The following is a 21869-nucleotide window of genomic DNA, read 5'->3' as shown; positions in this document are numbered from 1 at the left end:
TATTCCAATAAGAGAAGAGGTTCGTGCATGTTTAAGAAGTGGTTCGTTCTGCTGCTCGCGGTATGCCTGATGATTCCGACCGCGGCCGGCGCTGCGTATGGGGAATCCGCCAAGGACAGCGCCAATATTTCCATGCTGCTGCCAGACGGCACTCCCTTGATGAAGGATGGGACCGCGTGGATTACCTACACCCGGCTTCCATTTGATAAAATTCCAGTACCTATGGGAGAAGATTTGGAGCAAATTGCCGGCACAAGCGAATATGGCTTCGGTGTAGCCCGAACCGGCGAGCTCGCCATGTGGGACGAGAAAGGTTATCGTGCCATAGCAGGCCAGAACAATGTCAAGCAGGTGGGGGAAGGCTACTGGCTGACCAAGGAAGGGACAATCTACCGTTTGGTTAATGATGCGCCACAAGCTGTTAAAGGCTTTGAGGGGATCGCTGTGTTCGATGGACAGTCAGGAATCGTGGGCGGTATTACGCAATCGGGAACGGTGTTGTACCATAACCGGAGTTATACTCCAGAGCCGGTTACCCTTGGGCAAGTGCCGGATCCTTCGAATATTCGCAAAATGAAGGTTGCCGGCGATTATACGGCCGTCCTTTATCAAGACGGAAGAATCATTCTGTTCAGCACGCTCCGCATCAACGGCAGCACGACATATTTGTCCCAGACCTTGGTTCAAGACGGGGCGGATATTTCGTTTGGCAAGGAGCAAAAACTGCTGTTCGCCAAAAAGGACGGAACCGTATGGAGTGCAAAGCTGGATGTGTTTACCCAAACCTTTGAAACAAACCCGATATCCGGAATTAACGGGGTTCAGCAGATTGTCGGCATCGGGGGCACCAAGAGCTTTTTTGCCCAAATGTCGGACGGTACCTGGATTGAATATGAAAACGGACAGAAATATGATGTTTCAGTTCCAAGCATTACGGCCGTCACGCTCAAGGTAGCGAACGCAAAACCGAAGGTGGGCAGCACCATTACGCCATCGGTAGAGTTTCAATATGGCAGCGGGGAGAAACACAAAGCTCCTGCAAACCTCGTGACATTGTCGATCGATAAGCCCCATCTGCTCAAGGCAGCGGGGAACGGCACATATAAAGTGCTGGGTGTAGGCGAAATCAATCTGACGATCGAAGCGGCAGGCAAGAAGCAATCGGTGAAGGTCGTGTCAGGACTCGGAAAGCCGCTGCAAAATGCAAAGCAGGAAAAGGGCATCACCTACCTTCCGTTGAAGCCGGTTTTTGAAGCGTTGGGAGGTACGGTTCAATATCAAGCATCGTCCAAAACCTTCAATATTGTTGTAGGGACGACGGAAATTTCCGTGAAGACTGGCAGCAAGCAGGCTAAGATCAACGGCAAGACCGTCAACATGAAAGGGGCTCCGATCCAGAACAAAGGAGAGACCCTCGTCTCGTCTGATTTGTTGGCGTCCGCCCTGGGTGCCAAGCTGAAGAGGGATTCCAAAAAGCAGCAAATGACCGTCACGCTGGGGTCCGCCCAGTTTATCGTAAAGGGCGAGCAGAAGAAGGGGCAGAGCACCAGTACAGGAGGAACCTCCTCGGGTAAAAGCAAAATGTCTGCCGTTCCCGCAAGCGGAAGCATGGCAGGCTGGAAGCTGCTTAAAGGGCATGAATACGAAAAGTCCCTGCGCATTTATTTTCAATATAAGAACGGGATATTGAAGACCAAAACCGAGGATATCCGCAAGGTGGATCTGAGCAAAAAAGTGACCTGGGTCGACGATTACGGGTACAAGCATACCAACACCGTCCGCGAAATCTATACGCTGCTGTTCTCGCTGAGCAATCAGTATACCTCGGATTGGTTGCATAAGAAGTTCGGCAAGCTGTATGAGGACTGGCTCCTCACCTCACTGGTCGATGCAGGACGCATCGTCGAGCAGTATCTTCAAGAAACCGGCCAAATGCCGAGCTATACGCCAAACGTAACGCTGACGCCGGAAGCTGAATTCGAGTATGAATAAGGCAAGACGTAATGAGAAGATGAGGCATCGTTTATCTATGAATGGTGACTTGGACTAATATAGCTAGTTACTGGATGGCTCCTGAATTGATCAGGGGTCATCTTTTTTTATGTATTGCGCGGAAGTGTAGTGACCTATGGAATCGGGAATGTGAGCCCTTACTTCTTTTATATGACTTTAATAATAAATAATCCATAAAATGTCCTTTCTTGGGTTGCAGTTCAGATGAAGCTGTCAGGAGTGTTTTCCAATAGATGTTTTGTCGATTAATAGAGTCCATATTCCTATCTAGGTCTCAAAGCGGTATACCGATATTTATTAGGTGTCCCAGGTAATGGAAGGAGGTGTGATTTATGCCTGCGACTATGAATAATTGACTTAGGAGGAAAATAATTGATGTCGCGAAGCAAGAAATATGGATTATGGCTGCTAGTCTTCATGTTATTCATCAGTGGATGGAATTCACCAATTACAGCAGCTGAAGATAACTATTTTGAAGAGACACCATCAGATATAATAGCTCCCCCAAGCGTCACCAATGATGTGTATCAACCAGTGGGTTTGGAGCTAATGGCTAATAAAACTGAGCTGACGGTTTACCCCGGTGAATCTTACCGTTTCTATAATACGGCTACGACATCCAAAGTAATTTCTAGCGATGGATCATCTGCCAGTCGCATCGTATATGATTACGTCAGATTTAATGCAAACGGGGAAATATCAGGTGAAGAAATTAACCATGGGGGCAATGTGTCGCTTCCTAAAGGGTATTCTGCTGTGTTTACCGTTTCAGGCCATTACCCGGTAACGTTCTCCCTCTATCCGGAGGTGAGCTATGTTCCATGGTCGACGCCAGCCCTTCACCGTGTAACGCTCAATCAAGGCCAGAGCTACATTTTTACGAATGAGGGGAGTACGTCGCAGACACTACTGAGTGATGCATCCAGCACTTATGATCGACGATACGACTACGCGGAATACGAGATGGATGGCACATTGGACAGCTCAGATTTCAACAGCGCCGGCAAACCGTCCGTTGGAATCGGGAATGAACTGATTGTAACGGGGGCCTCGGTCAATCCGGTGACTGTGGGCATGCCTTACGATACATTTAGCGCTGAATATAGTGCGGAGCCGGCCTATTCCAGAGTCACCTTGGGTCAAGGCCAGAGCTATCAATTCACGAATATCAGCACGAAAACGGACACGCTGGAAAGCGACGGGTCGACCAGCGATAAATTCGATTATGTAGTCTACCTGCCGGATGGTACAGAATCATCGAGAGGAACGAATACATCGTCGGAACCATCCGTTGCTGCAGGCAGAACCGCTGTCGTTACTATGGTGACACCGAATCCAATTACGTTCGGCGTGCCTTATCGGACTTTTGACACGCAGCCGACAGGGGGGACTGCAATCAGCCGAATTACAGTACATCCTGGTGATACGTATATTTTTAATAATAATGGTTCTCTGACGAATCCGATCAAGAATGATGCTGGTGCGGTAGACGGCCTTTTCGACTATGTAATCTACAACCAGGATGGAAGCATCTCGACCAGCGGATTTAATAAAGACAACGATCCGACGATCCCGTCTTTGGGATATGCGATAGTTACCGTTGCGGGCCATATCCCGGTTGTCTTCGATTATACGAACGATTTTTCTGTTGAACCCAGCGCGGAACCGGCATTTGAGAGAGTAACGTTATACAAAGGCGAAAGCTATGTATTCAGGAATATTAGCAACGACGACGAGTATTTGGACAGTGATGCTTCCTCCTCTCAAGGGCGTCTATTCGATTATGTCACGTATCATGAGGACGGAACGGAACGCTCGCGGGGTCAAGCAACCAGTGTGGAACCAAAAGTTTTTGCAAAGAATCGGGCCGTCGTAACGACCGTATCCGACAATCCTGTTACCTTTGGCGCCATCTTCACCGTATTCGAAGGAAGCGGACGCCCCGATGAAGCGATCAGCAAAATTACGATTTTCCCTGGCGAATCTTATATATTCCGCAACCATGGTTCATTATCCAATCCAATCAAAAACAATGCCAGCGAAGTTGGTGGAATCTTCGACTATGTCATGTATATGGCGGATAATAGCCTGTCTTCCGATGGATTTAACCGAACCTCTGATCCGAACGTTCCGAAGCAAGGCTATGGCATCGTTACGGTAGCGGGCACACAACCCATTGTATTCGATTATACGGATGATTTTACAGTAGAGCCCAGCGCAGAACCAGCTTATCTTCGTGTCACTTTGAATAAGGGTGAAAGTTATGCCTTCACAAATATAAGCTCGGAAAGAGAGTATCTGGACAGCAACGCTTCATTGTCAGGAGGTCGAAAATACGATTACGTCACCTATTACGAGGATGGTTCGGAACGCACTAGAAGAACAGGGGTGACGGTAGATCCCGTCGTATATGCCAAGAACAAAATCGTTGTGACTACGGCTTCCGATGAGCCTGTAAGCTTCGGCGGCATTTATCGCGTCTTCCGCGGGCAGGATGATCCTGGGGAAGACGTGGAACAGCTTACGATTTATCCGAATGAGTCTTATGTTTTTCATAATACGGGTCCAGACGCCGAGCTAAGGCATAATGCAGATCAGATCGGCAGCTTCATGGATTACGCGATCTACGATATGAACGGTGTGCTCACGTCGGATGGGTTTAATGTTTCCTCACGGTTGGAGCTGCCATCGCAATCGCGTACGGTTATTTCAAATCCGATGTCGGTCCCAATTCAGTATGAGTACAGAGCCGACATACAGGCAGTGGTCAGCGCAGAGCCTGCATTTCACCGTGCTATTTTGGATGGCGGGCAAAGCTATCAATTCACGAATATCGGCGGTGCAGCCAAAAAAATAGAACGAATATCCCTGACGGGAAGAAGCCCGTTCAGTTATGTCGTATACGACGCGTCCGGGGTCGAAATTGAACGTCGTACGGATGCCAGCATCGAGCCTGTCTTAGATCCAGGGCAGAAGGTCATCGTAACAGTTCCATCGGAGCAGCGCATGATTTTTGGAGCCGTCTATCGATTATTCCGGGCAGAACCGGCACAACAGCCTGGAGAAAAAATCACCGTAAGGAAGCATGAAAGCGTCATTTTCACGAATCCGGGAAGCTCTGACCAACTCTTGAAGTCCAATGCACTCCAAGGGCAAAGCTTCTACGATGTTGCCGTGTACGGACAAGGCAATCGTTCGCAACAAGCGCAAATGGATACGACGGCCCAAGAATGGGTCGTGCCCGGAAACAGCGAAGTTGTTGTTACCGTAACCTCGGACACCCCGGTTACCTTTGAATATTCGGCACCGATCACGGCGGTCGCAAGCGAAGAACAGGCATTGCTCAGGAAGGAGCTTGTAGCCGGAGCGTCAGGGTTGTTTACGAATATAGGCCCTTCTGAGGGGCAACTGATGTCCAACGCATCCCATGCGCAGGATCGATATTACGATTATCGGCTGCTGGACGCTGCGGGAAATCTGCTTAGAGAAGAAACCGAAACGGACGAGCCGCAAGCCGTTCCTGCCGGTGCGCGAATCGAAGTAAGGGTTGCCTCATCGCTAGCCGTGCTTTTCGCGGGACCATCCAGAACCATAACGTTTACCGAAGTGACGGATCCATTTATTGATCTTATCGAGCGACAGGCCGAAGACGTGAAGCTTGGAGAGAATCAGAAGGGCTACTATCGATTCAGGCCGGAAACGGACGGATTGTACCGATTTGTTTTAAAGAGAACAGCAATTTTGAGAAAGAGCCTCAAATCACCTTATATTCCGATGCTGCTCTTAACGATGCGCTTGCGACCACGATCGATCAAGTGAGCCAACATGGCTGGGATTATACGGTGTTGGAATGGGAATTGAAAGCAGGCAAGGTTTACTATCTAACGCTGACAGAGAAGGACGGTATCGGACTAGAAGGGATCATCAACTCTGCCCTCATGATTCTCGCTCCGGAAAACAAATATGACTATGGAGCGGGCAATCGCCTGACGAAGGTAATTCTTCGTACGGGTGACGAGATTCTATACGAATACGATAATAACGGGAACGTGACAAAACGCAGCAAAAAAGTATTTCCGTTCTAATTCCGGATTCATTCGATCGAGGTGACGACGTGTATAAAAAAGGATTTATCGTGGTATTATGTATCGCTTTATTGCTTGGAAATCTAGGTTCTCTAGTCTATGCCGACAGCAACAAAGTGGCAGGGGCGGGAAAGCGGGTCTCCTCTCCTGCAATCACTGCTTCTTGGCTTGTTGATCAATACGGGGTGGAAACCGCTTGGATTCAAGAGAAGATTGCCGAAGGGCATACCTTCTATCAAATGTATAAGGCGCTGTCCGGCAAGAAGAGCCAGGATGCAGCCGATGCAGCATTGGCCGAGCTCCAAATCGAAGATGCCGTTCAATGGAACGAAAATCCGGCCATATCCCCGTTATCGATGAGGGTAACAGGGGACTCGGAGGTAGACGACGCTGCTCTGGAGCAGGTGCATGTTCATGACGATGCTTCGTCTTATTTCAATCGTTACGGTGAGGATGCCGTATCCATGGCTAGCGGGAATCTGCATTATGTTAATACAGATCTAGAGCTTCCGGGAATGATCCCCTTCGAACTAACCCGGATGTATGACAGCTCCAAGGCCAACGAGCAGATTGGGGTCCGCAAGGATGAGACCGGACAAGCCGTCAATGATAGTTTCATTCGCAGACAAGAGGTTTCCTCCGCGCTCGGACGCGGGTGGAGCTGGAATCTCCCAGACTTGCAGGAGATCGGCGGCACGTGGTATTTATATTTTCCTGGCGCCGGTACCTTCTCTTTGTCTGAATCCCTGGACATCCTCGGCTATAACTGGAATGATATGGAGCTGTTGCGAGATCAAAGCGTAACTGTGAACGGACTGCAAAGCGAATACAAGCTGACGGTTCTTAACGATTATTTATATTTTTTTGATACGCAGGGCTACCTTATCCAAATTCAGGATCTTTATGGCAACACGGTAAGTTTTCACTATGAGCAGCTGCCTGATGGACGGGTACTAAAACGAATTACGAATAACGACGGAAATACCCTTCAATTCAGCCACAGTACGCTGAGCGTCTCGGTAGAGCTGGAGGGAACCGGCCGGAAAGTGCAATATCGCAAGGTGCAGAAGGAGGGATATACGCTTCTGGCCGAGGTGGTCGATCCTCTATCTCGAAGCACGAGCTATGTGTATAATCATCCGGAGTCGAAATTCAATTTTCTATCAGGACTTGCAGGTCAACCGGAACAACATGAGGATGACGGAACGGCGTTGTTGACACGGATCGTCTACCCGACCTCCCGGCATGACCGATATCCAGTATGAAGCAGCCGTTAAACAGATCGGCGATTTTGCCACTCGGCATGTGTTCAAGGTAGGCTCCCGTAAAGATACGTTTAGCACAACCTCGGGCGAACGGTTATTGGGATCACGAGTCTTTGAATACAGCGGAGAAGATTTGAACAGCTTCGGCCAAAACGTGGACTTAACAACGACGGTTAAGAGCGAGAAGCGGGAAGAGATCTATAAGCTAAATAAGTCCTTTGAAGGAAACTCAAGCCCTTCTTTGTATTTTTTGCGGGAATACCGCCAATCCAGCGATTCGGCCGGTTTCGTGCAAGCGTATGATTACGATGAAGCGATCAAACGCAACACGCCGCGGCAGGTAACGGAAACGTATATCCAGAACGGCGCCGTTTCCCAGCCTGTTTCAACAACATATAGCTATGATGAGTATGGACTGGTCACGTCGGAGACATCCAGCACCGGTCAGAAGACAAGCTTTGAGTATGAGCAGATGGCGGGAGGCGCTGCTTGGAAGAAGCCTTCCATGGTCACTGTTAAAATGAACGATACCCAAACTCAAGTAACGAAGATGGAATACGATGATCAGGGGAGCGTTACGAGTTATGTCGTGTCTGAGGGAGCTGGGGCCTCACCACTCGCACAGTCCGAGTATGCGTATGATTCTTACGGAAACCTGACGCTCACCAAAGTAAGGGATACATCCCGTTTTATTGAGCAGACGTATAAATACGAGTCCCCGTACGGGCTTCATCTGCTCACAAACGAATCCATCGTCGTCCGGGATGCTTCCTCTGGAACGTCCGTCATTGCCAGCGACTATTCGTATTGGCCGACAGGCGAACTGAAAAGCAAGAAGGACGGCGACGGCCACGTGCAGTCCTATTCGTATGATTCGTCCGGCCGAATCACGCAAATCGACTACAGCGATGGTACACGCTCTTCCGTGCGATATGACGATACCCTGAATCGTATTACGCGGACAGCCCCGGACGGCGTGATTACGACGGAGCAATATGACCCGTTCGGATTGCTGGTCCAGGAGCAGACTCATCAGGCTTTGTTCGAATATGAATATGACGAAGAAGGCAATATGACGGTTGTGACGGATGCCGAAGGCAATGCCACGACCCAAGTGTATGATGCTTTTGGCAGAAATACAAAAACGGTATTTCCGGACGGCACCAGCAGCAGTACCGATTATCAACTGGTTGATCGGACGATCACTTACACGGATGCAGCGGGCAACAAGCAGCGTGAAGTGTACGACCTTCTTGGCAGAACGACGTCGACGGAAGAGTGGAAGAACGGCGCTTACGTGCCTCTGCAACAAATGGAGTACGACTTGCTTGGACAGATTGTTGCAACGGTGGACGGCAATCAGCAGCGTACGGAATATGCCTATGATGTGATGGGACGTTTGACGTCGGTGAAGGATCCAAAAGGAGATGTCACCCGCTACGTCTACAGCATGGCCGGGGACCTAGTGCAGGTGGTGTTCCCAGACCAACAAAAGGTAACGAAGAGTTATGACGAACTCGGGCGCCTGATTAGCCAGACGGATATGAAAAACCAAACAACGCTTTATGAATATGACCACCGCGGCAATGTCACCCGGATGGTGGACCGCAACAATCAAACGCATCGTTATGAGTATGACAGCGAGAACTTGCTTCTATCGAAGAGTGGATCGGATTATTCGGTCCAATATAAGTATGACGATGCAGGCCGCCGAGCCAGCATGACAGATCAGCTCGGCACGTCGACCTATGAATACTATCCTGAGGATGGTAGGTTGAAGGAGCTTAAGTATCCGGACGGCACCAAGGTCGCGTACGAATATAATACGCAAACCAGAACAGGGTATGTCTTGACCGATTCCGCGGGTGCATCGATCCGAGTGTCTTCCGAGCTTGATGAGATGAACCGCGTCTCGGTGATGGAGATCACCGCCGGATCAAGTGGGGCTTCCATCATGTCGGCTTCGCCGATGGACCGGATGACCTTTGAATACAGCGACAACAGCTTGCTGGAGCGCCGCAGTTTCGATAGCGGACTGAGCACCGGCTTCAGCTATGAAGGGTATGACTTGTCCGGCGTCACCGTGCGTCAGGGAAGCTCATCGGTGCTTGAATTCGGATACCGCTATGACCCGAACAAAAACATCATTAGCCGAACGGAGAATGGTACGACTGGGCAATTTACGTACGATCCGCTCAATCGGATCGAGTCGGAAGCGTTGGGTGATCGTAATCTGACATACACATACGATGCCAACGGGAATCGCCTGGAACAGGGAAGCGGCAAGCTGTTTGGCTTGAAAGAGGCGGAATACACGTTCGACAGCCAGAACCGCTTATCGACAGTAACGGGGGAAGGCAAGGAAGTCAGCTATACGTACAACGGTGACGGCCTGTTGTATGAACGTAAAGAAGGCACGGCGGTTACACGTTACTACTACGACGAAGAGGCCAAGCTGATTGCGGAGGCCGAAGTTTCCGGAGGTAAAGCTGCTATTACGTACGCCTATGTCTACGACCTGTACGGCCAGTTGACGGCCAGACAGGACAGAGCTACCGGCAAGCTGCAGTACTACCAATTTAATGGGCACGGCGACGTGGTCGGGTTGGTGGACGAGCAAGGGACCCCGCTAAACACCTATACCTACGATATCTGGGGAGGACCGGTGGAAACGGAGGAGACCGTTCCGAACGTCATGCGCTATGCCGGGGAATACTGGGACGAGACGACAGGACTGCAGTATCTGCGGGCCCGCTGGTACGATCCTGGAACGGCGCGGTTTATTGGTGAGGATACGTATGAAGGGGAACTGGGAAATCCGCTGAGTCAGAATATATATACGTATGTGCATAATAATCCATTGATTTATGTGGATCCGAGTGGGAATTATTGTGTCTCACAAAATGGTCAATGGGCTAAGGCGGGCAGTTGTACGTCGGACAGCAGTATTTATATGGGAGATGATTCTGATTTCATAGGTAGACCAATAATAAATAAGGGAGTAGTTAGAGGTTATTTAGGAAAAAACGGCGCTTATACAGAACGTGTAGCATATTCAGGAAATTACTGGGCAATGCACCAGGAAGATTATTTGTATATTTTATGGATTAATACAACTGACCCTGACTTTTGGCCGAGTCTAGATCGAGGAACGCAAATTGTATTAAGACAAAAATTACTTGGAAATTACATGCAGGGTCAAATCGAATTAGGTTTCCCAGATTTCCGTGCAGGCTTTAATGCAGGTGTTGATTTAATTACAAGAGGCTCGTACTCTAAAATTAAGAAAGCATTGACACTGGCCTCCATAGCTAAAGGAATTCCAAAAAAGTTAATAAACGAGACCGCAGATGCAACATATATTAATTTAGATCTATTCAAAAATGGTAAATATGGGTCAGCTACATTAGAAAAGGATCGGGCAATAAATTCTGGAGCCGGCACTCATGGAGGTAGTTACTATAAACTAAAAATAAGAGGCGAGAGTGGTTATTGGAGCATTACCAAGGAAGGAAAGATACTTAGACGAAAAAAATAAAAGGATGTATGAATATGACAATAGAAAGCGCGACCTGTGAAGATGTTGCATCAATCGAATGTTACTTTAAACGATTGGACATGGAAGAGGAAACTGATCTAGACGACTATACTGTGGGTGTACTTGATGTCTTCCCGTATATTCTTTCAGAGAAAGAAGCTGAGCATCTCTTATCCTCATTCGAGAATCATAATCTGAAATACGAAGTCAGATTTATTGAAACAATTAGAAAAGTATTCTATAAGAACGGGAAGGAGGTTCTGATCTATTGTCCTAACATTAATGAGTACTTTTTAGAGCACACTGAAGAAGAAAGTCTGTTAACGAAAGATATAGTAAGATTGCAATCAGATGTTTTCAAAGTTACGTCAGAAAAGTATTTAGAAGAGTTTATAAAGCTATCGACACGAGAGTTACAATTTTCGAACTTCTATTTTTTGAATATACCTACCGTAATAATAGGGAATTATGACTTGAGCTTTCCTGTATATTGCTTGAAAAAGGTTGATTTTGATTGGATATGCAAGCAAGCGAAGCAAGAAGGTTTATTTATACGGCAGTAATATTGAAGACGCATGTGAGTGAAGGTACTCCATGCGTTTTTTCTTAGTTTTTGTTTTATTATAAACTGAAATATTGGGATTCGTTAGTAACATTCCATAATAATACATATATTAATCTTTTCGTTGTTTAGAAAAATGGTATCTAGGCTAATCATGCAGGCGTGTTGAGTCATAGACCCTCTATTTCCTAGTGATTGTTCAGTGTGGTAAGGACTGTCAGTAGGAAATATGCCAACTGCTCGACCTCAAAGGGTTTCCTTTGAGGTTTTTTTTATTGAGGGATGCCCCCCAGTAACAGTAGAAACATAATTCCTTCGATATTTCGTCCCCCTTGATAACCGAGTGTCTTCTTTCCCGACTCTTCAAACAGCGAATATTATACCTCCCATCAAAATATAGTTGAACTGACAGATGGCCAAGCCAAGTGGCGTATAGATGTGTATTTCGGAAAATTTAGGATGGCACTTACCTGCGAAAAGGGAGCTTACGTAGCGTCGAGCGACTAACAAGTCCCTAAAAGGGACTTATGGCGCGGAACCCGGCCGCGCGAGGCCCAACAAGTCCCGAAAAAGGACCTGTAGCGCACAAAACGTCCGCGCGAGGCCCAACAAGTCCCGAAAAGGGACCTGTAGTGCGCACCCCGGCCGCCCAGGCCCTCACAAGTCCCCAAAAGGGACTTGTTGCGCGGAAATCGGCCGCCCCGGCTCTCACAAGTCCCCAAAAGGGACTTGTGGCGTGCACCCCGGCCACGCGAGGCCTAACAAGTCCCTAAAAGGGACTTGCGGCGCGCACCCCGGCCTTCGCTGCCGAGCCAGTGCCCCGGCGCCTTGCACACTTGTGCCCGCACGCACCTCGCACCATTGCCGCCCTGGTCCGCGGCCCCGGCGTCCCGCCGTCTAACCCCGCAGGCCCCGCCACCTGCCATTTCAAACCCAAGGGGGATCCCACATGAAGCCAGCTGCGCACAATCGATCTCCTGAGCAAGGAGCCGTCCCGAACCCAGCGCCGCGGAGGCGCACCCTGTTTTGGCGCCTGTTCGCCAACTATTTTCTGCTCATCCTCATCCCGGTCATTGCCGCCAGCGTCCTTGCACAGGTGCTGGTCGTGCGAATCATCGAGCAGGATGCGGAGCGCCTGAACGACATCGTGATGAGCCGGTTCGCCGAGCAGACGGACGCTTCGCTCCAGGCGCTAAAGACGAACATGATCCAGATGCTGAGCACCTCCAGGCTGCGAAGCGTGCTGATGGGCGCAGCCGACTCGCCGGGAGGCAAGCTGCAGCCGGAGCTGCTTCATTCGCTGCGGGAGCAACTGCAGCAGCTGGAGTCGGATGAGCTTGTCGAGCGGGCGTATTACATTTTCGTGCACGAGGACCTGATCATCGATGCGGAGACGTATACGAACAAAGCCTACTATTTTACCACGCGTTATCCGATGGAGCCCCGAAGCCGCAAACAGCTGGAGGCCGAATTGACCGGCAAAAAGATGATGAATTTCACCGACTCCGGCAGCTCCCTGACGGCGGTGATGAGCTATCCCTTCAATACAAACGCCCCCGATGTGTATCTCCTGGTCGATCTGAGGACGAACAAGCTCCAGGAGCAGATTCATATTCCGGAAAGCTGGGTCCGCGGAACGGCGATCATAGACGATCGGGGCCGTTTGATCTCCGAGAACGGTTTAAACGAGCGGGACCGGCAGACGCTGCAGCAGCGGATCCATGCCGAAGGCGTATCCCCGCAATTTACGATTTCGGACAAGACCGGACTCTCGCTCATGAAATCGGCATTCGACGAGCAATGGCATTATATCAGCATGATCGAGCTAGGCACATTGATGAAGCCGGTATACGTCACCCGTTTCATAAGCTGGGCGTTCCTCGCATTTTTTCTGGTCGTCGGGGGATGGGTGTCATATTACTTGAGCCGGCGTTTATACCGGCCGATTGCGGAAATCCGGAATGGACTGAAGTCGCACCGCCGTACCGGGGAAAGCCCTGCGAATGAAGGAAATGAATTTGACGTCATTAAACGCTATTCCCAGTCCATCATGACCGAGAACCGGGAGCTGTCCCACATGGTCCACGGGATGCTGCCGATTGTGCAGGAGCAGTTCGTGACCAAGCTGCTGCTCGGTCAATACCGCGACGCCCTGTCCATTGAATACTACGCCAAGGAGATTGAGTTTACGTACAACCCCGTAGCGGCCAGAACGGTGCTGACCATTGCGCTTCACGACAATCTAGATGTGCCGGAGCATCCGACGGAAACGGGCAAAACCTTTCTGCTGGCCGAGATGAAGGACAAGATCCGTAAGCTGGCTCCGGGCCGGATATGGCTGTGCCAGACCAAGCCGAATCTGCTGGCCTGCATCGTGCAGCATGACAAGGCGATGAGTGATGGCCCCGAACATATAGCGGAGATGGCGAAACTCATTTTGCTGCAATACGGAGACTATTTTAAGGCCACCATCGGCATTGGCAAAACCGTTCAAACGATGGAGGAGCTTCACCTTTCCTACGAGCATGCCGCCATCGTGCTCCAGTATCGGGGGCTCAACTCCACCGTTGAAATTTGCGGGAGTCAGCCCGTCCGCGATTTGCAGGGAGGCGATTCCTTCCTGTCCGTGCAGGAGGTCAACCGGATTCTGAACCAGTGCAAAACCAGGGAATACGACAAGCTGCTCCGGTCCGTGCTAGATCTGCTGGAGGAAGGGCAGCGCAGAGATGCGGCCGCCGAGCAGATGAAGTATCTGCTGGCGGATGTGCTGAACACGTGGATCCGGGCAGCCGAATCCGAGCATAACGAGCTGAACGTTCCGTATTACTCCCGGTTATTTGAACGCATGAACCGCTGCATGACATGGGGTGAGCTCAGGGCGTGCTTTGAGGAGATTCACGCGTTCCTCTTTCGGCTGCCGGTACCCGGCACGCGCGCTCAGCAGATCGCCGGCATTGTGGCGTACATTCACGAGCATTACGACCAAGAGCTGTCGATCGAGGCTTTTGCCGGCATGATGAACATGTCGATCGGCCACTTCAGCCGTACCTTCAAGGAAGAGGTCGGAGAGAAATATGTGGAGTATATCGCGAAGTACCGGCTGATGAAAGCGAAGCAGCTGCTGCTCGAGACGGACCTGAAGCTGGACGAGATTGCGGAGAGGGTCGGATATTGGGGCCGAAACTCGCTGATCCGGGCCTTCCGCAAATATGAGGGCATTACGCCGGCGAAATACCGGACGCTGCACCAATAGCGTTACAAAGAGAGAGACTGATTTTTTTCGAAAAGTCTCTTTTTTTGCATGGACGAAGCCGCAAACCCTTGCTCCACGAGGGCTGCAAACCGGGCGCCCGCAGGAAAAGATGCGCGCTTTACGCCCTGAGCCTTAGGCTCGTATAGTGGGGACAACAGCCGGAGGTGTCGACTACACAAACGCCAAACAAGGAGGTGGTGGGGATTGGCGCAGCTATCGCGTATCGGATATGTGCTGAAAAAGCACAAAGCATTGTACCTGCTGATGCTGCCGGGCATTCTGTATTACCTGATTTTTAAATACGCGCCGATGTACGGCATCATCATCGCCTTCCAGGATTACTCGATCGGCCGGGGGATATGGGGCAGCAAGTTTGTCGGCTTGAAGCATTTCATTGAGTTCTTCTACGTGACGCCTGATGCGTGGAAGCTGATCCGCAACACGATCATGCTGAACGTGTATGATCTGCTGTTTCACTTTCCGGCGCCCATCATTCTGGCCGTGCTGTTCCATGAGCTGAAGAGCAAATGGTTCAAGCGATTCGTGCAAAACATCAGCTATATGCCGCATTTTCTATCCACCGTCGTCATTGCCGGTATTCTGGTCACCTTCCTGTCGCCGACGACCGGGGTGATCAACCACCTGCTGGTGAAGCTGTTCGGGATCGAGCCGATTATGTTTCTCGGCATGCCGGAATGGTTCCGGACGGTATATGTGGGCTCGGAAATATGGCAGAAGGTTGGCTGGGGCACGATCCTGTATCTGGCCGCCATTGCCGGCATCGATCCGATGCTGTATGAAGCGGCGAAGATGGATGGCGCGAACCGGTGGCAGCAAATTCGGCATATCACCTTTGTCGGCATGGTGCCGGTCATGATCATTTTGTTCGTGCTGACCCTCGGCAATTTCATGGAAGCCAGCTTCGAGAAAATATTGCTGATCTACAACACGATGAACTACGAAACGTCCGACGTTATCAACACCTTCGTTTACAGGCGGGGCATTCTCGACGCCGACTTCAGCTTCGCCACCGCGGTCGGCCTGTTCCAATCGGCGATCGGATTCATTCTGGTCGTCGCGGCGAACCGCATCGTGCGCAAATATTCGGAGACCAGCTTGTGGTAAAGGAGATGCGCCATGAAACAAAAGGTGAGCCTCGGCTCGAGGCTGTTTGACTTCTTCAACATCACATTCATGATCGTGCTCATCATCGTGATGGCCTATCCCATGGTATACGTATTCTCGGCATCGATCAGCAATAATGCCCTCGTCGCCAGCGGAGCGGTGCTGCTATGGCCGAAAAAGATAACGCTGATCGCCTATGAGCAGCTCATCTATAATCCGGATTTGTGGGTCAGCTATTGGAATACGATCCGGTATACGGCGCTGCATACGGTGCTGACCCTCATCGCGACGTCCGCGATGGCTTATCCGCTGGCGAAGCGCTGGCTGCCGGGACGGAGGATGATCTTGCTGATGGCCGCCTTCACCCTCCTCTTCAGCGGGGGGATGATTCCGACCTTCCTGATCGTCCAGCGGCTTGGATTGCTCGATACGATCTGGGCCATCGTTCTCCCGTCGCTGATCAGCACCTGGTATTTGTTCATCATGCGGACGTTCTTCGAGGGACTGCCGGAAGAGCTGGAGGACGCAGCAGCCATCGATGGGTGCGGCTCCATGCAGATTTTAGTGCGGATCGTGCTGCCGCTGTCGCTTCCCGTGATGGTGACAATCGGCCTTTTTACCGCCGTGAATCAATGGAATTCGTTCTTCAGCGCTTTGATCTATTTGAACGACCGGGAGATGTATCCGCTGCAGATCATGCTGCGCAACATTTTGATTGCCGGCACGAATGTGCAGGGCGAAGGGGATCTGACCCACCTCGAAACGCTGAAGTACGCGATGATCATCATCGCGACGCTGCCGATACTATGCGTCTATCCGTTCATACAGAAATATTTCGTCCAGGGGACGATGATCGGCGGAATTAAGGGATAACGATAACGATAACGGTAGCGATGGATGCAGGCTCATCCGTTTCTATAAGGCATGCTGTATTTTTAAGAAAAGGGAGGTTGTGTGCATGACGCGGAAGGGTTTCAGAAAGGCGCTCCTGTTAATGCTGCTGTGCGCCCTGCTCGTCACCGGCTGCGGCGGCGGAGGCGGGAAGGATGACGGGACGCTGAGTCCGGACAATCCCGTTACCTTCTCATGGCTCGTGTATGACCGGGTGGAGGGGAAGGTCAGGGACGACTGGGAGATTTTTAAAGAAATCGAGGCAAAGACGGGGGTCAAGGTGGAATTTCAGGTAGTCAGCCAGGAAGGGCTCGAAGAGAAGCGGCAGATCATGATCGCCACGAACACCGCTACCGATTTCATCCAGGTGCCTACGCAGGACGGCAGAGAGCATGGACCGGAGAAGGTATTCCTCAACCTCCAGGATTATCTCGACAAGGCGCCGAATCTGAAGGCATTCTACGAGAAGTACCCGGAAGCCAAAGCGCTGGCAACCGGCACGGATGGCGGGCTGTACACCGTCCCTGTGCTGGAAGGCGATGCGGAGGGAAAGGGCTTTAACTTCATCTGGTATGCGCGCAAGGATATTCTGGATCAGCACGGCATTAAGCCGCCGACGACCGTGGATGAGTTCTACCAATTCCTTAAAACGCTGAAGGAAAAATATCCGGACTCCTATCCGCTCATTTCCAACTCGATCGTCGGCGATACCGGTCTCTTCACGACCTTCGGCCGCATATTCACCGGCATTCACGGCTTCTACAGCCTGGATCCGACGACGGATCAGTATGCCTTCGCGCCGTATCATGACAATTACAAGGCGATGCTGGAGTATTTGAATAAGCTGTACACGGAGAAGCTGCTTGATCCGGAATTTTCGCTGCTGACGCAGGCGCAGTGGGAAGAGCGGATTCTGACGGGCAAATCGCTCGTCACGTATTTCTGGAAGGCGGACCTGGAATCGCTCGTCGCGAAGGCGCGGGATGCCGGGATTCCGGAATACGACTTGGACGCGATCCCGTCGTTTGCGGCTGACGGCATCAAGAACTATCAGTTCTCCCGTCCTGTCGTCGGCACCGTCGGCCGGGCGATCTCGGCCAAAGTGAAGGATAAGGAGCGGGCCGTGCAGTTCCTCGACTATTTGGTCAGCGAGGAGGGAACGAATTATCTCTCGCTCGGCATTGAAGGTAAAACGTATACGATGGAGGACGGCAAGCCGGTCTACAACAAAGATTTTGGCGCCTCCCCGTTCAATACGCTGCGGAAGGACTGGGGCGTCTGGTATGATCTCATCACCTTGAACAACGCGCTGTCACGCGAGGCTTGGGAGCGCGGTCTAAGCGAGAAGAGCAAGGACATCAACGCGCGCTATGCCGAGTATATCATCCCGGCGCCGAAGCAGATCGTCAAGACGGAGGAAGAGCTGGAGCTGGAGAAGTCGAAGCTGAACAATCTGAACAAATTCCTAGAGCAGAAGGTGACGGAATTCGTGACCGGCAAAACGCCGATTAACGATGAGACGTATCAGCAATTTATCGATCAGGCGAAAAAGCTGGGCGCCGACGAGCTTCTGGCCATGTACAATACGGCCTATACGCGCACCTATGGCAGCAAGTAAGGGAAGCAGATAGGGAGGAGAGGAGGAATCCGAACGTGGAGACGAAAGTGGAGACCTATAAGATCATTGACGTCGATGTTCATAACGAGCAGGATGACCGCGCCCTGCTCCCTTATCTCGAGGAGCCATGGCGCTCCCGGGTAGCGGCTTCCGGCATCGGCTATGCAGGCTCCGGGTACTATTCGCCGATCGGCGTGATGAAGAAGGATTCGATTCCCCCTGGCGGAGGGAAAGCCGGGTCTGATCCGGATTTCATGATCAAGCAGCTTATCGAAGGCTACGATGTGGAGTATGCCGTGCTGACCGGCGTCGTCTATAACATTTCATCCACGCATGATCCGGACTACGCGGCAGCCATTTGCTCGGCCTATAACGATTATCTGATCAACGAATGGCTCGGCAAACATAAAGCGTTTAAGGGTGCGATGGTCGTGGCGACCCAGGATCCGCTGCTTGCCGCCCGCGAGATTGACCGGGTCGGCGGGCATCCGGACATCGTCGAGGTGATGATCTCCAGCGCGGCGCGTTCCCCGCTCGGACAGCGCCACTATCATCCGATCTATGAAGCAGCCGAGCGGAACGGGCTCCCGGTGGCGATCCATCCGGGAGCCGAGGGCGGCGGCAGCTCAACGGCTCCAACCGCGGCCGGCTATCCGGCCCGGTACATTGAATGGCATACCTGCCTCTCCCAGATGTTCATGGCACATCTGGTGAGCATGGTATGCGAGGGCATCTTCGTGAAATTTCCGAAGCTGAAGGTCGTGCTCGTGGAGGGCGGAGTGGCCTGGCTTCCGGCATTGATGTGGCGCCTGGACAAAAACTACAAGGCGCTCCGCTCCACCGTACCTTGGCTGAAGAAGATGCCGAGTCAGTATATCCGGGAGCACTGCTACCTGTCGACCCAGCCGATCGAGGAGCCGGACCATCCGCAGCATCTGATCGATCTGTTCAATATGATCGATGCCGAGAACATCCTGCTCTACTCCAGCGACTACCCGCATTGGGACTTCGATTCGCCCCATCACATTTTGCGGGGGCTGAAGCCGGAGGCGAGACGGAAGATTTTCTACGAAAACGCGAAGCAACTGTACCGGCTGGATTAATCGGGAGAGGACGCTGGCTGCTCTATCCTTTGCGAGTAAAGGAGGGTGCTTATGACAGTGCACTACGTACTCACGGAAGATGCGATCCCGGAGGGCGGCCGCGCCGTCGTCGAAATTGACGGCCGCGAGATCGGCATCTACCGCGTGAACGGCGAATATCATGCCATCCTGAACTACTGCCCGCATCAGGGAGCCCCGATCTGCGCCGGCCCTGTCTCCGGAACGACGCTTCCTTCGGAAGTGTACAGCTACGAGTACGGCCGGGAGGGAGAGGTCGTTCGGTGCCCCTGGCACGGGTGGGAGTTCGACCTGCGGACCGGCGAGTCGCTGTTCAGCGAACGGATCAGGGTGAAGAAGTATAAGGTGGAGGTGCATGAAGGGAAGATCGGGATCGTCATGCGGAGGTAGAAGAAGTAGGACAGCAGTAGAAGTAGAACAATAGTAGAAGATGTAGAACAGAAGTAAAAGTTAAGCAGGAAAAAATAGAATGAGAGAACGAAAGTTATAAAGACAAGATAAAGCAGCGCTTCGGGATGACTCCGGAATGATCGGGAGTCGTCCCTTTTTAGTATAAAGTTATGAAATCATGTATCATGTAGGGAGGGGACAAGCCCCGCCTTACAAGATTGCATAAAGGAATGAGCAACGTGAACAAAAACAAGCGAGGAATTGGAATTGCTGCCGTAGCTATTATTTTGATCGGCCTGGGTATCTTTTTTGCTTATGATTATTTCAATCAAGAAAAGAATTGGACGATGCCGGAGCCCAATATTGACGTTCAAACGAAAACGATTGACGACATGACCATTGTGTTACGAAACGCTGCCTACCGTGATGATGAAGTTACGATTGGGTTCGAACTCCAAGGCGGCGGACCAGAGGAAAATGATCTGGGCTATAGATTCTACAGCAATGGGCAGCTGCTCGCAGATACAGAAAGCGGAGAGCAGCATAAATTGGGGGAGAATCATTATTACTTAACGGCTAAAGCCAGAGGCGTGCAGGGCCAACCCGAGCCTTTACAACTGAGGGTCCATATCTTGGCGAAATCCAATATAGAAGCTCAGGATATTTTATTTAACTTTGATTTAGCGTTGCCGAGCGGTTCTTAAGGAGTGTACAGTGAGTCCTCGCTCGGTGAATCACTTCTTGCTGCGTGTAGCGCGGAACTCAATGTTAATTAGCCCAATTAGAGGATTTTGAAAAAGAAAAAAGGCATCCCCAAGATGGGATGCCTTTCTAGCTGCTCGCTCACACCACCTGCGACAGCACCAGTCCGCCGTAAGCGAATGCCGCTACGATGACGATCGCCGGGTGAACCTTGCGGATATTCATCGCCCAGAAGGCGACGGCGGCGATGGCGAGGGATTGCACCAGCCCGATGGAGATGACCGAGCTTTTGCCCATCTGCCAGGTCAAGGTCAGCATCATGATCGCGATGACCGGCTGGACGAGAAGCGTCATGCCTTTGACGACCGGGGACGTGCGGTACTTCTGAAGCAGGTTCAGCAGCCAGATTAAAGCGGCGGCGGACGGGATGACGGTAGCTGCGAGGGCGAGCGCCATGCCTACCCAGCCGGAGACGCCATAGCCGACGAAAGCGGCGATTTTGGTGGCGATCGGCCCCGGCAGCGCGTTGCCGAGCGCCAGCATATTCGAGAAATCCGGATCGCTCAGCCAACCGTGATGCGTGACGATTTCCTTATACATCAGCGGGATGGAGGCGGGGCCGCCGCCGTATCCGAGCACGTTGGAGATGAAGAAGCTGATCAATAGCTGAAGCCAGTCTTCCATCAGGCCGATCCCTCCTTATCCCCGCGCTGCTTCTTAAGCTTAGCCACGACTTTGAAATGCACGGTTCCGTAAGCCAGGAACAGGACGATCACGATGGCGGGGTGAAGCTGGACCGTCTCCAGCAGCAGAAACGAGATCACAAACAGGCCAATGCCGACATAAATGCCAAGTCCCTTGACGGCCTTCTCTCCGAATTCGTAAGCCATCGTGCCCAGCATGACGGCAATGACCGGCGTTACGCCGGCAATCATCCCGGCAACGATTTTGGAGCTGCTGAGAAATGTCACTGCCGAAAGCAGCGCAACCATGGCAATACAGGTTGGGAAAATGTGGGCGATCACGGCGATGATGGCGCCGATCACGCCTTTTTCCCGGTAACCGAGATAGGCTGCCATCTTTGTGGCGATGGGCCCGGGCAGCGCGTTGGCAAGGGCCAGCACTTCGCCGAACTCATCATCGTTCACCCAGTGGTAACGGACGACCGCTTCATGGCGGATGAGCGGGATGACCGAAGGTCCGCCGCCATAACCAAGAATTCCGGTTCGGAACATGCCGATGGTCAATTCGATGTAGGGATTGCTGCGGTTGTTAGAGCTCACGATATAAGTCCTTTCTTTCGTAA

Annotated in this window: 15 protein-coding genes; 13 read left to right on the top strand and 2 right to left on the bottom strand. The window is 51.5% G+C overall.

Annotated features, from left to right (window positions below):
- The first annotated feature begins 27 nt into the window (after nt 1-27).
- The 13 genes from MKX76_RS16430 (at nt 28) to MKX76_RS16370 (ending at nt 20565) form a co-directional block, all read left to right on the top strand.
- Entirely contained in the window at nt 28-1992 is a 1965-nt protein-coding gene (locus tag MKX76_RS16430; RefSeq protein WP_341034219.1) for a copper amine oxidase N-terminal domain-containing protein, read from the top strand.
- Nucleotides 1993-2562: 570 nt separating this feature from the next.
- Nucleotides 2563-5832, top strand: coding sequence for a hypothetical protein (locus MKX76_RS16425; RefSeq protein WP_341034218.1), 3270 nt, complete (start codon nt 2563-2565; stop codon nt 5830-5832).
- Nucleotides 5833-5858: 26 nt separating this feature from the next.
- Nucleotides 5859-6098, top strand: coding sequence for an RHS repeat domain-containing protein (locus MKX76_RS16420; protein ID WP_341034217.1), 240 nt, complete (start codon nt 5859-5861; stop codon nt 6096-6098).
- 29 nt (nt 6099-6127) lie between these two features.
- On the top strand, nt 6128-7363 hold the full coding sequence (locus MKX76_RS16415) for a DUF6531 domain-containing protein (RefSeq protein WP_341034216.1): 1236 nt from the start codon (nt 6128-6130) through the stop codon (nt 7361-7363).
- The gene (locus tag MKX76_RS16410) at nt 7344-10901 is read left to right on the top strand and encodes an RHS repeat-associated core domain-containing protein (protein ID WP_341034215.1); all 3558 of its coding nucleotides are present in this window, start codon (nt 7344-7346) and stop codon (nt 10899-10901) included. The genes MKX76_RS16415 and MKX76_RS16410 overlap by 20 nt, the downstream gene beginning before the upstream one ends.
- 14 nt (nt 10902-10915) lie before the next feature.
- Nucleotides 10916-11464 carry a hypothetical protein gene (locus tag MKX76_RS16405; RefSeq protein WP_341034214.1) on the top strand — a complete coding sequence of 183 codons (549 nt, stop codon included), beginning with the start codon at nt 10916-10918 and terminating at the stop codon, nt 11462-11464.
- Between the two features lie 948 nt (nt 11465-12412).
- Nucleotides 12413-14716, top strand: a complete 2304-nt coding sequence (locus MKX76_RS16400; RefSeq protein WP_341034213.1) for a helix-turn-helix domain-containing protein — start codon at nt 12413-12415, stop codon at nt 14714-14716.
- Nucleotides 14717-14920: 204 nt separating this feature from the next.
- The gene (locus tag MKX76_RS16395; protein WP_007131600.1) at nt 14921-15841 is read left to right on the top strand and encodes an ABC transporter permease; all 921 of its coding nucleotides are present in this window, start codon (nt 14921-14923) and stop codon (nt 15839-15841) included.
- Between the two features lie 12 nt (nt 15842-15853).
- The gene (locus MKX76_RS16390) at nt 15854-16714 is read left to right on the top strand and encodes a carbohydrate ABC transporter permease (protein ID WP_341034212.1); all 861 of its coding nucleotides are present in this window, start codon (nt 15854-15856) and stop codon (nt 16712-16714) included.
- Nucleotides 16715-16799: 85 nt separating this feature from the next.
- Nucleotides 16800-18350 (top strand): extracellular solute-binding protein, encoded by a 1551-nt coding sequence (locus MKX76_RS16385; protein WP_341034211.1) that lies wholly within the window; start codon nt 16800-16802, stop codon nt 18348-18350.
- Between the two features lie 47 nt (nt 18351-18397).
- Nucleotides 18398-19453 carry an amidohydrolase family protein gene (locus tag MKX76_RS16380; protein ID WP_034272725.1) on the top strand — a complete coding sequence of 352 codons (1056 nt, stop codon included), beginning with the start codon at nt 18398-18400 and terminating at the stop codon, nt 19451-19453.
- Nucleotides 19454-19504: 51 nt separating this feature from the next.
- Nucleotides 19505-19861 carry a Rieske (2Fe-2S) protein gene (locus MKX76_RS16375; protein WP_341034210.1) on the top strand — a complete coding sequence of 119 codons (357 nt, stop codon included), beginning with the start codon at nt 19505-19507 and terminating at the stop codon, nt 19859-19861.
- A 239-nt stretch (nt 19862-20100) separates the two neighbouring features.
- Nucleotides 20101-20565: a hypothetical protein gene (locus MKX76_RS16370; protein WP_341034209.1), complete on the top strand. Its 465-nt coding sequence runs from the start codon at nt 20101-20103 to the stop codon at nt 20563-20565.
- A gap of 139 nt (nt 20566-20704) precedes the next feature.
- Here the strand turns inward: MKX76_RS16370 and MKX76_RS16365 are convergent, their stop codons facing one another.
- Complete coding sequence (locus MKX76_RS16365) at nt 20705-21247, bottom strand: chromate transporter (RefSeq protein ID WP_341034208.1); 543 nt, start codon at nt 21245-21247, stop codon at nt 20705-20707.
- Nucleotides 21247-21846 carry a chromate transporter gene (locus tag MKX76_RS16360; RefSeq protein ID WP_007131607.1) on the bottom strand — a complete coding sequence of 200 codons (600 nt, stop codon included), beginning with the start codon at nt 21844-21846 and terminating at the stop codon, nt 21247-21249. Before MKX76_RS16360 ends, MKX76_RS16365 begins: the two co-directional genes overlap by 1 nt.
- Nucleotides 21847-21869: the final 23 nt, after the last annotated feature.

This window comes from Paenibacillus sp. FSL R5-0810 (assembly GCF_038002285.1).
Taxonomy (GTDB): Bacteria; Bacillota; Bacilli; order Paenibacillales; family Paenibacillaceae; genus Paenibacillus_AQ; species Paenibacillus_AQ lactis.
This window is presented reverse-complemented; position numbering and strand designations above follow the sequence as displayed.

Coding starts and splice junctions, on each gene's coding strand:
- MKX76_RS16385 (WP_341034211.1), top strand. CDS start 16,800: ATGACGCGGAAGGGTTTCAGAAAGGCGCTCCTGTTAATGCTGCTGTGC.
- MKX76_RS16430 (WP_341034219.1), top strand. CDS start 28: ATGTTTAAGAAGTGGTTCGTTCTGCTGCTCGCGGTATGCCTGATGATT.
- MKX76_RS16410 (WP_341034215.1), top strand. CDS start 7,344: ATGACCGATATCCAGTATGAAGCAGCCGTTAAACAGATCGGCGATTTT.
- MKX76_RS16425 (WP_341034218.1), top strand. CDS start 2,563: ATGGCTAATAAAACTGAGCTGACGGTTTACCCCGGTGAATCTTACCGT.
- MKX76_RS16400 (WP_341034213.1), top strand. CDS start 12,413: ATGAAGCCAGCTGCGCACAATCGATCTCCTGAGCAAGGAGCCGTCCCG.
- MKX76_RS16375 (WP_341034210.1), top strand. CDS start 19,505: ATGACAGTGCACTACGTACTCACGGAAGATGCGATCCCGGAGGGCGGC.
- MKX76_RS16365 (WP_341034208.1), bottom strand. CDS start 21,247: ATGGAAGACTGGCTTCAGCTATTGATCAGCTTCTTCATCTCCAACGTG.
- MKX76_RS16405 (WP_341034214.1), top strand. CDS start 10,916: ATGACAATAGAAAGCGCGACCTGTGAAGATGTTGCATCAATCGAATGT.
- MKX76_RS16390 (WP_341034212.1), top strand. CDS start 15,854: ATGAAACAAAAGGTGAGCCTCGGCTCGAGGCTGTTTGACTTCTTCAAC.